Here is a 12,984-nt window from a genome sequence, read left to right on the forward strand (position 1 = left end):
GGGTCCGGCACTTTTTTTGTGCCGCCCTGCAAACGTTTTCAACGCCAACGGAAACGCTCAAAGGAAACACCATGAAGAACATGATCACCCTGGGTGAGTACATCGTCAAAAAACAGGCGGACTATCCGACCGCAACCGGCGAACTCAGCTCCTTGCTCAGCTCCATTCGCCTCGCTGCCAAGGTGGTCAACCGGGAGATCAACAAGGCCGGACTGGCCGACATCATGGGATCGGTGGGCTCCTCGAATGTGCAGGGTGAAGAGCAGCAGAAGCTGGATGTCTACGCCAACGAGCGCTTCAAGGCGGCCCTGGAGGCCAGGGGCGAGGTGTGCGGCATGGCCTCCGAGGAGGAGGAGGACTTCGTCGCCTTCGATTCGGCGCTCTCGGCTCACTCCAAGTATGTGGTGCTGATAGATCCCCTCGATGGCTCCTCCAACATCGATGTCAACGTCTCGGTCGGCACCATCTTCTCCATCTATCGCCGGGTCAGCGAGCCGGGCTCGCCGGTGCGCCTGGATGACTTCCTGCAGCCGGGCCACCGTCAGGTTGCCGCCGGCTACGTGGTCTATGGCTCTTCCACCATGCTGGTGTACACCACAGGCTTTGGGGTCAACGGTTTCACCTATGACCCTTCCATCGGCTGCTTCTGCCTCTCCCACGAGAACATCCGCATCCCGGAGGAGGGCAAGATCTACTCCATCAACGAGGGCAACTACATCAAGTTCCCGGACGGGGTGAAGAAATACCTGAAATATTGCCAGGAGCGGGATGAGGCGACCCACAGACCCTATACCTCCCGCTATATCGGCTCCCTGGTATCGGATTTTCACCGCAACCTGCTCAAGGGCGGCATCTATATCTATCCGTCCGGCACCAACTCCCCGAACGGCAAGCTGCGCCTGCTCTATGAGTGCAATCCCATGGCATTCCTGGTGGAGCAGGCGGGGGGCAAGGCCTCTGACGGTTTCCGTCGCATCATGGACATACAACCGACCGCCCTGCATCAGCGCACCCCTTACTTCGTGGGCTCAACCCGGATGGTGGAGCGGGCCGAGGGCTTCATGCGCGAGTTTTCCGCCCATGAAGAGGTGAAGGAGTAAGAGTTCATTCCCTTTCGACAAAAAGCAAAAAGGCCGCACAAGCGGCCTTTTTCCATGCACTCACGGCTCATTTGGCCGCTTGTTTGCTCACCAGTTCCAGCAGTTCGTAGCGAATGCTGGGGGCGTCTGCGGGGGGATTTTCCACCGGATGCTTGGCAATCTTCAACTCGTACAGGTAACCAGGTTCGAAGGTAAAGCCTTGAATTTGGCTGTAAAACAACGTCCAGTCCTGATCCTTGCTCTCCTTGACCTCCATGCACTGCATGGGGCCTACACCTGTGCAGGGCACCAGCTGGGTGTTGATGAAGAGGGTGTCGCCCTTAGGAGCGGGGGCCGGTTGACAGCCAGCGAGCGCCAGGGCGGCAGCGGCAAGGGGTAATTTCATGGGCATGGGCCTCGTTGATGAATTCAAGCGAGGATTAAAACGCGAAAGAAAAAGGCGGTCAATGACCGCCTTCTTGATCACTGTCTTGGCAACGGGCCGATCAGCGCTGTTCGAGCGGAGTGAACTCGCGCTCCGACGCGCCGACATAGAGTTGACGCGGGCGACCTATCTTCTGATCCGGATCGGACAGCATCTCGTTCCAGTGGGCAATCCAGCCGATGGTACGGGACATGGCGAAGATCACGGTGAACATGGAGACGGGGATGCCGATGGCCTTCATGATGATGCCGGAGTAGAAGTCCACGTTCGGGTAGAGTTTCTTCTCGATGAAGTAGGCATCGGACAGCGCGATGCGCTCCAGCTCCATGGCGACGGCCAGCAGCGGATCCTTGATCTGCAGCTCTTCGAGCACCTCGTGGCAGGTCTGACGCATGACCTGGGCACGGGGATCGTGGTTCTTGTAGACCCGGTGACCGAAGCCCATCAGGCGGAAGGGGTCGTTCTTGTCCTTGGCCTTCTCGATGAACTCGGGGATGCGATCCACAGACCCAATCTCCTCGAGCATCTTGAGGCAGGCTTCGTTGGCACCGCCGTGAGCCGGTCCCCACAGGGAGGCGATCCCGGCGGAGATACAGGCAAACGGGTTGGCACCGGAGGAGCCCGCCAGACGCACGGTAGAGGTAGAGGCGTTCTGCTCGTGATCCGCATGCAGGGTGAAGATGCGATCCATGGCCCGCTCGACGATGGGATTGACCTTGTACTCCTCGGTCGGCACGCCAAACATCATGTGCAGGAAGTTGCCGGCATAGGAGAGGCCGTTGCGCGGATGCATGAAGGGTTGACCGACCGAGTATTTGTAACTCATGGCGGCCAGGGTCGGCATCTTGGAGAGCAGGCGGAAGGCGCAGATCTCGCGGTGCTGCTCGTTGTTGATGTCAAGCGCATCGTGGTAGAAGGCGGACAGGGCACCGACCACACCGCACATGATGGCCATGGGGTGGGCGTCACGGCGAAAACCGCGGAAGAAGTAGACGATCTGTTCGTGCACCATGGTATGACGCATCACCATGCGCTCGAACTCGGCGTATTGCGCCTTGGTCGGGGCTTCGCCGTACAGCAGGATGTAGCAGACTTCCAGATAGCTGGCCTGGGTCGCCAACTGGGCGATGGGGTAACCACGGTGCAGCAAGACACCCTGATCGCCATCGATGTAAGTAATGGAGGATTTGCAAGAACCTGTGGCCATGAAGCCGGGATCGAAGGTGAAGTAACCCTGAGCGCCCAGCTTTCTGACATCAATCACATCGGGTCCCAGAGTACCGGACAGGATCGGCAATTCGACCGGCTCTTTTCCGGGTAAGTGTAGGGTGGCTATTTTATCAGCCATAGCACGTCTCCTTTGCTCTTTTATAATTTGTTCCAGTCGTACTCTATTACGAGATTCATGACTCAGGCACAAGGGTTTCTCACCCTTTTCTCACCCAGGGGGGCGGCTGGAGCGCCTTATTTGAACCAGAGTTCCCCACCCTTGTCAATTTTGCTGAATGATCATTAATGACCTGTTAAACAAGATGTGAGATCTGGTTTACGGTTTTGGGTTTTCTTTGTAGCTATTTGATTGTCATTGGTTAAGGCCGCCGATATACTGCGCCTCGTGGGTGATGGCTGTCGGTGTTTGAAACGCTTTCGCAAAGCCGGATGTGATATTGAAAATGTTGTTTTTGGCTTTCCTGAGTTGTTTTGGTAACAAAATCCTAACAAATGCCACTCCGTGCCCTCAATAGTTTGTGAAAACAATAACTAACGTGCTCAATGGAGCTGAGTGGGCAAAGCCGTGAAAAATAAACAGAGACCTGTAAACCTCGACCTACAGACTATCAGCTTTCCTGTCACCGCCATCGCTTCCATCTTGCATCGTGTCTCAGGGGTGATCACCTTTGTGGCGCTTTCCATCTTGCTGTGGATGCTTGGTACTTCCCTTTCCTCTCCCGAGGGTTTCGACACTGTCATGTCCATCCTGGACAACATCCTGGTCAAACTCGTGTTTTGGGGGATCCTGACGGCGCTCGCGTACCACATCGTTGGTGGTATTCGTCACCTGATCATGGACATGGGCTATTGGGAAGAGCTGGAATCCGGCTCACAGAGCGCCCGTGTGGCCTTCGTGATCACCGGTGTCTTGGCGGTATTGGCGGGAGTACTGGTATGGTAACCAATTCTGCAACCTTCGGGCGCAGCGGCGTTCACGATTACATCCTGATCCGTGCCACCGCCCTCATCATGACGTTCTACACCCTCTATCTGGTGGGTTTCATTGCCTTCAACGACATCACCTACCAGGTATGGGTCGGCTTCTTCGCCCAGACCTTTACCAAGGTGTTCACCCTGTTGGCGCTCTTCTGTGTGCTGATCCACGCCTGGATCGGCCTGTGGCAGGTGCTGACCGACTATATCAAGCCGGTTGCCGTACGGGGCTCTCTGCAATTTGCCCTGGTCGTGGTCTTGTTTGTCTATCTGATGACGGGTTTCGTCGTGCTGTGGGGTGTATAAGGTGACTATTCCAACTCGTGAATTTGATGCGGTGGTGATCGGTGCCGGTGGCGCCGGCATGCGTGCCGCACTGCAGATTGCCCAATCCGGCAAGAGCTGTGCTCTGCTGTCCAAGGTATTCCCGACCCGCTCCCATACCGTGTCCGCCCAGGGCGGGATCACGGTCGCCCTGGGCAATGCCCATGACGACAACTGGCAGTGGCACATGTACGACACCGTCAAGGGCTCCGATTACATCGGTGACCAGGAAGCGATCGAATACATGTGCAAGACGGGCCCGGAAGCCGTCTACGAACTGGAGAACATGGGCTTGCCCTTCTCCCGCTTCGACAACGGCCGCGTCTATCAGCGCCCGTTCGGTGGCCAGTCCAAGGATTTTGGCGGTGAGCAGGCGGCGCGTACCGCCGCGGCGGCCGACCGTACCGGTCACGCCCTGCTGCACACCCTGTATCAGCAAAACGTCAAGAGCAAGACCACCGTCTTCTCCGAGTGGTATGCCCTGGATCTGGTGAAGAACCAGGACGGCCACGTGGTGGGTTGTACCGCCATCGACATGGAGAGCGGCGAAGTCGTCTACTTCAAGGCCAAGGCCACCGTGCTTGCCACCGGCGGCGCCGGTCGCATCTACCAGTCCACCACCAACGCGCACATCAATACCGGTGACGGCGTCGGCATGGCGCTGCGCGCCGGTGTGGGCGTGCAGGACATGGAATTCTGGCAGTTCCACCCCACCGGCATCGCCGGGGCAGGGGTGCTGGTGACCGAAGGCTGTCGCGGTGAGGGCGGTTATCTGCTCAACAAGGACGGCGAGCGCTTCATGGAGCGCTATGCGCCCAACGCCAAGGATCTGGCCGGTCGCGATGTGGTGGCCCGCTCCATCATGATCGAGATCCGCGAAGGCCGTGGTTGCGACGGTCCCTGGGGCCCGCACATCAAGCTCAAGCTGGATCACCTGGGCAAGGACGTACTGGAATCGCGCCTGCCGGGCATCTGCGAGCTCTCTCGCACCTTCGCCCACGTGGATCCGGTCAAGGAACCCATCCCCATCATCCCGACCTGCCACTACATGATGGGCGGCGTGCCGACCAGCGTGAACGGCCAGTGCCTGACCCAGGATAAAGACGGCAACGACGTCCCCGTGGTCGGCCTGTTCGCGGTGGGGGAAATCGCCTGCGTCTCCGTGCACGGTGCTAACCGCCTCGGTGGCAACTCCCTGCTGGATCTAGTGGTGTTCGGTCGTGCCGCCGGCATGCACCTGGTCAACACCCTGGGGGAGATGGAGCATGGCCGCGCCGCCTCCGAAGCGGACATCGATGCCGCCCTGGCCCGTTTCAATCGCTGGGAGAACACCCGAGACGGTGAAGACCCGGCCCAGATCCGCCGGGATCTGCAACGCTGCATGCAGAACAACTTCTCCGTGTTCCGTGAAGGTGACGCCATGGCCGAAGGGCTGGCGGAGCTCAAGCTCATCCGCGAGCGCCTGAAGAACGCCCGTCTGGACGACACCTCCAAGGAGTTCAACACCCAGCGCATCGAGTGCCTGGAGCTGGACAACCTGATGGAGACGGCGTTTGCCACCGCGGTGGCGGCCAACTTCCGTACCGAGAGCCGGGGCGCCCACAGCCGCTTCGACTTCCCGGAGCGTGACGACGATAGCTGGTTGTGCCACAGCCTCTATCACCCGGACACCGAGTCCATGACCCGTCGCGCGGTCAACATGTCACCCAAGACCCGTGAGGCGTTCCCGCCCAAGGTCCGGACTTACTGATTGCGGAGCAAAGCACAATGAACGTCACATTCTCGGTATATCGCTATAACCCGGACGTTGATAACGCCCCACATATGAAGGATTATCGTCTTGATATTCCTGAAGGTTCCGACATGATGGTGCTCGATGCGCTGATCCAGCTCAAAGAGCTGGATCCCACGCTCGCCTTCCGTCGCTCCTGCCGTGAAGGGGTCTGTGGCTCGGACGGGATCAACATGAATGGCAAGAACGGTCTTGCCTGCATCACCCCGCTCTCCGATCTCTTGAAGAAGGGCAACAAGGTGGTCATCCGCCCCTTGCCCGGCCTGCCGGTGATCCGCGATCTGGTGATCGACATGACCCAGTTCTACACCCAGTGGGAGAAGGTCAAGCCCTTCCTCATCAACGACGAAAAATTGCCGCCCGTGCGTGAGCACCTGCAATCCCCTGAAGAGCGTGCCAAGCTCGACGGCCTGTACGAATGTATCCTCTGTGCCTGCTGCTCGACCTCTTGCCCCTCCTTCTGGTGGAACCCGGACAAGTTCATCGGCCCCGCCGGTCTGCTTGCCGCCTATCGCTGGCTGGCCGACAGCCGCGACAGCGCCACCACTGAGCGTCTGGGCAACCTGGATGATGCCTTCAGCGTCTTCCGTTGCCACGGCATCATGAACTGTGTGAGCGTCTGTCCTAAGGGCCTCAACCCGACCAAGGCCATCGGCCATATCAAGTCGATGCTGCTCAACCGGGCTGTGTAATACCCAGGGCCCCGCCGCAAGGGCAGGGGCCCGACCTCTGGATGGCCACTCGACCCCTGGAAGGGTGGCCGTTTAACCCCGACAAAGCTGCTTCGTGGCAGTGACAAGAAGTACAAGGGATAGACATGCATAACGGCGTGATGAAGGCCTGGTTGGAGTCATCTCACCTGGCTGGTGCGAATGCAAGCTATATAGAGGATTTGTACGAATCCTTTCTGGACGATCCCGATTCCGTTGCCGAGGAGTGGCGCAGCATCTTTGCTGAACTGCCCCAGGTCAATGGTCACGCGGTAGAACAACCCCACTCCCAGGTCCGCGATTATTTCCGTCGTCTGGCCAAGGACCCCTCCCGTTTCAGTGCCCCCGTTTCCGATCCCCAGGTGGATGCGAAGCAGGTGCGCGTATTGCAACTGATCAACGCCTTCCGTTTTCGTGGTCACCAGAATGCCAAGCTGGATCCCCTCGGTCTCTGGGCCCGTGAAACCGTTGCCGAGCTCGACCCGGCCTTCCACAATCTGCTGGGCGCAGACATGGAGGCCACCTTCAATGTGGGCTCCTATGCCATCGGTCGCGAGACCATGGTGCTCTCCGATCTCTACGCCTCGCTCAAGAAGACCTATTGCGGCTCCATCGGCGCCGACTATATGCACCTCACCTCCACCGAGGAGAAGCGCTGGCTGCAAGACAGGCTCGAGTCCATCGAAGGGAAGGGGACCTACACCCTCGAAGAGAAGACCCGCTTCCTCGAGAACCTGACCGCCGCCGAAGGGCTGGAAAAATACCTGGGGGCCAAGTTCCCCGGCGCCAAGCGCTTCTCCCTGGAAGGGGGCGATGCCATGGTGCCCATGCTGAAAGAATTGATCCGCCGCGCCGGTGAGCAGGGCTGCAAGGAGGCCGTGATCGGCATGGCCCACCGCGGTCGCCTCAACGTGCTGATCAACGTGCTGGGCAAGCGCGCCCAGGATCTGTTCGACGAGTTCGCCGGCAAGCACGGCGAATCCTGGGGCACAGGGGACGTGAAGTACCACATGGGCTTCTCCTCCGACTTCGCCACCCCGGGCGGCAACGTCCACCTGGCGCTCGCCTTCAACCCGTCTCACCTCGAAATCGTCAACCCCGTGGTCATCGGCTCCGTGCGTGCGCGCATGGACCGCCGCGGTGACAAGGACGGCTCCAGCGTCTTGCCCATCACCATCCACGGTGACTCGGCCATCGCGGGGCAGGGTGTCGTTGCCGAGACCTTCAACATGTCCCAGACCCGAGCCTATGGCGTGGGCGGGACGGTGCGCATCGTCATCAACAACCAGGTGGGCTTCACCACCTCCAACATGCGTGACGTGCGCTCCACCGAATATTGCACCGACATCGCCAAGGCGGTGCAGGCCCCCGTGCTGCACGTCAACGGGGATGACCCGGAAGCCGTGGTGCTGGTGACCCAGATAGCGCTGGATTATCGCAACACCTTCAAGCGCGACGTGGTGATCGAGCTGGTCTGCTACCGTCGTCACGGCCACAACGAGGCGGACGAGCCGAGCGCGACCCAGCCCTTGATGTACCAGAAGATCAAGCAGCATCCGACGCCGCGCAAGATCTACGCCGATCAGCTGGTCGCCGAAGGCAGCATCAGCCAGGAGCTGGCCACCGCCCAGGTCAATGAATACCGTGACGCCCTGGACAAGGGGGAGCGGGTGGTCAAGGAGTGGCGCCCCATGGAGCTGCACTCCGTGGACTGGACCCCGTACCTGGGTCACGACTGGGCCATGCACTATGACGCCAGCCTGCCCATGGAGCAGCTCAAGGCCCTGGGCGAGCGCGTCAGCCAGTACCCGGCCTCCCACGTGCTGCAACGTCAGGTGCAGAAGATCTACGAAGACCGCCGCATGATGGCCGCCGGCGACAAGCTGCTGGACTGGGGCTTCGCCGAGACCCTGGCCTACGCCACCCTGGTGGACAAGGGCGCCCGCATCCGTATCACGGGGCAGGATTCCGGCCGCGGCACCTTCTTCCACCGCCATGCCGTGCTGCACAACCAGAACGATGCCAGCACCTACACACCGCTGTGCAACATTCACGAGCAGCAGGGACCGTTCGAAGTCTATGACTCCGTGCTCTCCGAAGAGGCGGTACTGGCGTTCGAATATGGTTACGCCAGCGCCGAGCCAGCCGGCCTCACCATCTGGGAAGCCCAGTTCGGTGACTTCGCCAACGGTGCCCAGGTGGTGATCGACCAGTTCCTCTCCTCCGGCGAACAGAAGTGGGGCCGGATGTGCGGCCTGACCATGCTGCTGCCCCACGGCTACGAGGGACAGGGTCCGGAGCACTCCTCCGCCCGTCTGGAGCGCTATCTGCAGATGTGCGCCGAGCACAACATGCAGGTGTGTGTGCCCTCCACCCCGGCCCAGGTCTATCACATGCTGCGCCGCCAGGTGGTGCGTCCCATGCGTCGTCCGCTCATCGTGATGTCGCCCAAGTCCCTGCTGCGCCATCCGCTGGCGGTGAGCAAGCTCGAGGAACTGGCACAAGGCACCTTCCAGAACGCCATCGGCGAGATCGACGCCCTGGATCCGAAAGCGGTCAAGCGGGTGGTGTTCTGCTCCGGCAAGGTCTACTACGACCTGCTCGATGCCCGTCGCAAGGCCGAGCAGCAAGACGTGGCCCTTGTGCGCATTGAGCAGCTCTATCCCTTCCCCGAGGCGGAAGTGCGCGCCATCCTGGCCGATTATGCCCATGTCACCGATTTCGTCTGGTGTCAGGAAGAGCCGCAGAACCAGGGCGCCTGGTATTGCACTCGCCATCACTATGATGGGGTCCTGCCTGCCGGTGCCACCCTGCGTTATGCCGGTCGTTCGGCCTCCGCCTCACCGGCGGTCGGTTACATGTCCGTCCACGCCAAGCAGCAGAAAGCCCTGGTGGAAGACGCCCTTACTCTGGCCTAAGCCCTGAACAAGAAGTAACAAGGAACTGATTACATGACTATCGAGATCAAGGTACCGGACCTGCCGGAATCAGTGGCCGACGCCACCATCGCGACCTGGCACAAGCAGCCGGGGGATCTGGTTGCCCGTGACGAAGTGCTGGTCGACATCGAGACCGACAAGGTCGTACTGGAAGTGCCGGCGCCGGAAGCAGGCATCCTGGGTGACATTCTGCAGGCCGAAGGCGCCACCGTGCTCTCCCGCCAGCTGATCGCCATGCTCAAGGCCGCTCCGGTCGCGGGCGAAGAGACCAAGGAGAAGCCGGTTGAAGCCGCCGCCGAGAGTGGCGCGGCCGATGATCTGAGCCCCTCGGTGCGCCGTCTGGTGGCCGAGCACGCCATCGACGTGGCCAAGCTGACCGGTACCGGCAAGGGCGGTCGCGTCACCAAGGAAGACGTGGAAGCCTTCCTCAAGGGTGGCAGCAAGCCCGCCGCCGCCCCGGTTGCGGCAGCTCCGGCTGCGCCGATCGCCCCCCTGGCCGGTCGCACCGAGAAGCGGGTGCCCATGACCCGCCTGCGCAAGCGTATCGCCGAACGTCTGCTGGAGGCCAAGAACACCACAGCCATGCTGACCACCTTCAACGAGATCAACATGGCGCCCATCATGAAGCTGCGCAAGCAGTACGGCGAGATCTTCGAGAAGAAGCACGGCATCAAGCTCGGCTTCATGTCCTTCTACGTGAAGGCGGTAGTGGAATCCCTCAAGCGCTACCCGGAAGTGAACGCGGCGCTGGATGGTGACGACATCGTCTATCACAACTACTTCGACGTCAGCATCGCCGTCTCCACCCCCCGCGGTCTGGTGACACCTGTGCTGCGCGATTGCGACAGCATGAGCCTGGCCGACATCGAGAAGGCCATCAAGGAGCTGGCGGGCAAGGGTCGTGACGGCAAACTGACCGTGGACGAACTGACCGGCGGCAACTTCACCATCACCAACGGTGGCGTGTTCGGCTCCCTGATGTCCACTCCCATCATCAACCCGCCGCAGAGCGCCATCCTGGGGATGCACAAGATCCAGGACAGGCCCATGGCGGTGGACGGCAAGGTGGAAATCCTGCCGATGATGTACCTGGCGCTCTCCTACGATCACCGCATCATCGACGGCCGCGAGTCGGTCGGCTTCCTGGTTTCCATCAAGGAGCTGCTGGAAGATCCGACCCGTCTGCTGCTGGACGTCTGATCACCAAGAATATAGGGGCCTGTCCGGGCCCCTATCGCAGGGGCATTGAGAAACACCCCAACGGATATAACGACAACACGGATAGAACATCATGAATTTGCATGAATATCAGGCAAAACAGCTGTTTGCCCAGTATGGCCTGCCGGTCTCCGAAGGTTATGCCTGCGCAACCCCGCAAGAAGCTGCCGAAGCGGCAGACAAGATTGGCGGCAACATGTGGGTCGTCAAGTGCCAGGTGCACGCCGGCGGCCGCGGTAAAGCGGGCGGCGTCAAGCTGGCCAAGAGCAAGGACGAGATCCGTGCCTTCGCCCAGAACTGGCTTGGCAAGAACCTGGTCACCTACCAGACCGACGCCAACGGCCAGCCGGTCACCAAGATCCTGGTGGAATCCTGCACCGACATCGCCAAGGAGCTCTACCTGGGCGCCGTGGTCGATCGCAGCAGCCGCCGCGTGGTCTTCATGGCCTCCACCGAGGGCGGTGTCGAGATCGAGAAAGTCGCCGAAGAGACGCCGCACCTGATCCACAAGGCCGCCATCGATCCCCTGGTGGGCCCCCAGGCCTATCAGGCCCGCGAGCTGGCCTTCAAGCTGGGTCTGGTCGGCGATCAGATCAAGCAGTTCACCAAGATCTTCATGGGTCTGGGCAAGATGTTCCAGGATTGCGACTTCGCCCTGCTGGAGATCAACCCCCTGGTCATCACCGACAAGGGCAACCTGCACTGCCTGGACGGCAAGATCAACATCGATGCCAACGCCATGTACCGCCAACCCAAGCTGCGCGAGATGCACGATCCCTCCCAGGATGACCCCCGCGAGGCGCACGCCGCCCAGTGGGAGCTGAACTATGTGGCCCTCGACGGCAACATCGGCTGCATGGTCAACGGTGCGGGTCTGGCCATGGGCACCATGGACATCGTCAACCTGCATGGCGGCTCACCGGCCAACTTCCTGGACGTCGGCGGTGGCGCCACCAAGGAGCGGGTAACCGAGGCGTTCAAGATCATCCTCTCCGACACCAAGGTGCAGGCCGTGCTGGTCAACATCTTCGGTGGCATAGTGCGCTGCGACATGATCGCGGAAGGCATCATAGGCGCCGTGAAGGAAGTGGGGGTCAAGGTGCCCGTGGTGGTACGTCTGGAAGGCAACAATGCCGACCTGGGTGCCCAGAAACTGGCCGAGAGCGGCCTCAACATCATCGCCGCCAAGAGTCTGACTGACGCAGCTCAGCAAGTGGTTAAAGCAGCGGAGGCCAAATAATGAGCGTTCTGATCAACAAAGATACCAAGGTGATCTGCCAGGGCTTCACCGGCGGCCAGGGTACCTTCCACTCCGAACAGGCCATTGCCTACGGCACCCAGATGGTCGGCGGCGTGTCCCCGGGCAAGGGTGGCACTACCCACCTGGGCCTGCCGGTATTCAACACGGTGCGTGACGCCGTGGAAGCCACCGGTGCCACCGCCTCCGTCATCTATGTGCCGGCGCCCTTCTGCAAGGACGCCATCCTGGAAGCCATCGATGCCGGCATCCAGCTCATCGTCACCATCACCGAAGGCATCCCGACCCTGGACATGCTGGACGTCAAGGTGAAGCTGCAGGAAACCGGCGTGCGCATGATTGGCCCCAACTGCCCGGGCGTCATCACTCCGGGTGAGTGCAAGATCGGCATCATGCCCGGTCACATTCACCAGCCCGGCAAGGTGGGCATCGTCTCCCGCTCCGGCACCCTGACCTATGAAGCGGTCAAGCAGACCACGGACGAAGGCTTCGGCCAGTCCACCTGCGTCGGCATCGGCGGCGACCCCATCCCGGGCTCCAACTTCATCGACATCCTGGAGATGTTCCAGAACGATCCGCAGACCGAAGCCATCGTCATGATCGGCGAGATCGGCGGCAATGCCGAGGAAGAAGCGGCGGCCTACATCAAGGCCAACGTCACCAAGCCGGTGGTCTCCTACATCGCGGGCGTCACCGCGCCTCCGGGCAAGCGCATGGGCCATGCTGGCGCCATCATCGCCGGTGGCAAGGGTACCGCGGCCGAGAAGTTTGCCGCCCTGGAAGATGCCGGTGTGAAAACCGTGCGCTCCCTGGCCGATATCGGCAAGGCCCTGCGGGAAGTGACCGGCTGGTAAGTTAGCCTGTTCTCTCCGATAGCAAGATGCCGCCCCAGGGCGGCATTTTTTATGGCACTTAATCGGTATGGTGAGGGTATTCACCTGACCGTTGCCCTCAACCATTGCCCTCAAAGGGGAGTGGTCATACGGCTTCCAACCGGATGGCAGCATGGTGCCC

At 60.7% G+C, this 12,984-nt stretch carries 11 protein-coding genes; 9 read left to right on the forward strand and 2 right to left on the reverse strand.

Features of this window, described 5'->3' with window-relative positions:
* Positions 1–71: 71 nt before the first annotated feature.
* Positions 72–1,100, forward strand: a complete 1,029-nt coding sequence (gene fbp / locus ACEUCR_RS01205) for a class 1 fructose-bisphosphatase (RefSeq protein ID WP_041992254.1) — start codon at positions 72–74, stop codon at positions 1,098–1,100.
* A 67-nt stretch (positions 1,101–1,167) separates the two neighbouring features.
* On the opposite strand, the gene ACEUCR_RS01210 is transcribed toward fbp, so the two are convergent.
* Both ACEUCR_RS01210 and ACEUCR_RS01215 read right to left on the reverse strand, forming a co-directional pair.
* Positions 1,168–1,485, reverse strand: coding sequence for a DUF4377 domain-containing protein (locus ACEUCR_RS01210; RefSeq protein WP_408787601.1), 318 nt, complete (start codon positions 1,483–1,485; stop codon positions 1,168–1,170).
* A 100-nt stretch (positions 1,486–1,585) separates the two neighbouring features.
* Positions 1,586–2,872: a citrate synthase gene (locus ACEUCR_RS01215; RefSeq protein WP_041992257.1), complete on the reverse strand. Its 1,287-nt coding sequence runs from the start codon at positions 2,870–2,872 to the stop codon at positions 1,586–1,588.
* A gap of 435 nt (positions 2,873–3,307) precedes the next feature.
* Here ACEUCR_RS01215 and sdhC point away from each other — a divergent pair, with 435 nt between their 5' ends.
* The 8 genes from sdhC to sucD all read left to right on the forward strand — a co-directional run bounded on the left by sdhC (position 3,308) and on the right by sucD (position 12,824).
* Positions 3,308–3,697 (forward strand): succinate dehydrogenase cytochrome b556 subunit, encoded by a 390-nt coding sequence (sdhC, locus tag ACEUCR_RS01220; protein ID WP_041992260.1) that lies wholly within the window; start codon positions 3,308–3,310, stop codon positions 3,695–3,697.
* Positions 3,691–4,035 (forward strand): succinate dehydrogenase, hydrophobic membrane anchor protein, encoded by a 345-nt coding sequence (gene sdhD / locus ACEUCR_RS01225; protein ID WP_041992263.1) that lies wholly within the window; start codon positions 3,691–3,693, stop codon positions 4,033–4,035. The genes sdhC and sdhD overlap by 7 nt, the downstream gene beginning before the upstream one ends.
* 1 nt (position 4,036) lies before the next feature.
* On the forward strand, positions 4,037–5,803 hold the full coding sequence (sdhA, locus tag ACEUCR_RS01230) for a succinate dehydrogenase flavoprotein subunit (protein WP_041992266.1): 1,767 nt from the start codon (positions 4,037–4,039) through the stop codon (positions 5,801–5,803).
* 17 nt (positions 5,804–5,820) lie between these two features.
* Positions 5,821–6,537, forward strand: coding sequence for a succinate dehydrogenase iron-sulfur subunit (locus ACEUCR_RS01235; RefSeq protein ID WP_041992269.1), 717 nt, complete (start codon positions 5,821–5,823; stop codon positions 6,535–6,537).
* A gap of 125 nt (positions 6,538–6,662) precedes the next feature.
* Positions 6,663–9,473, forward strand: a complete 2,811-nt coding sequence (gene sucA, locus ACEUCR_RS01240) for a 2-oxoglutarate dehydrogenase E1 component (RefSeq protein WP_408787603.1) — start codon at positions 6,663–6,665, stop codon at positions 9,471–9,473.
* 33 nt (positions 9,474–9,506) lie between these two features.
* The gene (gene odhB / locus ACEUCR_RS01245; protein ID WP_111872713.1) at positions 9,507–10,694 is read left to right on the forward strand and encodes a 2-oxoglutarate dehydrogenase complex dihydrolipoyllysine-residue succinyltransferase; all 1,188 of its coding nucleotides are present in this window, start codon (positions 9,507–9,509) and stop codon (positions 10,692–10,694) included.
* 91 nt (positions 10,695–10,785) lie between these two features.
* Complete coding sequence (gene sucC / locus ACEUCR_RS01250) at positions 10,786–11,952, forward strand: ADP-forming succinate--CoA ligase subunit beta (RefSeq protein ID WP_111872714.1); 1,167 nt, start codon at positions 10,786–10,788, stop codon at positions 11,950–11,952.
* Entirely contained in the window at positions 11,952–12,824 is an 873-nt protein-coding gene (sucD, locus tag ACEUCR_RS01255; protein ID WP_041992280.1) for a succinate--CoA ligase subunit alpha, read from the forward strand. The genes sucC and sucD overlap by 1 nt, the downstream gene beginning before the upstream one ends.
* Positions 12,825–12,984: the final 160 nt, after the last annotated feature.

Source organism: Aeromonas bivalvium (genome assembly GCF_046078285.1).
In the GTDB taxonomy this organism is placed as follows: domain Bacteria; phylum Pseudomonadota; class Gammaproteobacteria; order Enterobacterales; family Aeromonadaceae; genus Aeromonas; species Aeromonas bivalvium.

Excerpts from the sequence above, each read along its gene's own strand:
- ACEUCR_RS01215 (WP_041992257.1), bottom strand. The coding sequence starts at position 2,872 with ATGGCTGATAAAATAGCCACCCTACACTTACCCGGAAAAGAGCCGGTC.
- sucD (WP_041992280.1), top strand. The coding sequence starts at position 11,952 with ATGAGCGTTCTGATCAACAAAGATACCAAGGTGATCTGCCAGGGCTTC.
- sucA (WP_408787603.1), top strand. The coding sequence starts at position 6,663 with ATGCATAACGGCGTGATGAAGGCCTGGTTGGAGTCATCTCACCTGGCT.
- ACEUCR_RS01210 (WP_408787601.1), bottom strand. The coding sequence starts at position 1,485 with ATGAAATTACCCCTTGCCGCTGCCGCCCTGGCGCTCGCTGGCTGTCAA.
- ACEUCR_RS01235 (WP_041992269.1), top strand. The coding sequence starts at position 5,821 with ATGAACGTCACATTCTCGGTATATCGCTATAACCCGGACGTTGATAAC.
- sdhD (WP_041992263.1), top strand. The coding sequence starts at position 3,691 with ATGGTAACCAATTCTGCAACCTTCGGGCGCAGCGGCGTTCACGATTAC.
- odhB (WP_111872713.1), top strand. The coding sequence starts at position 9,507 with ATGACTATCGAGATCAAGGTACCGGACCTGCCGGAATCAGTGGCCGAC.
- fbp (WP_041992254.1), top strand. The coding sequence starts at position 72 with ATGAAGAACATGATCACCCTGGGTGAGTACATCGTCAAAAAACAGGCG.
- sucC (WP_111872714.1), top strand. The coding sequence starts at position 10,786 with ATGAATTTGCATGAATATCAGGCAAAACAGCTGTTTGCCCAGTATGGC.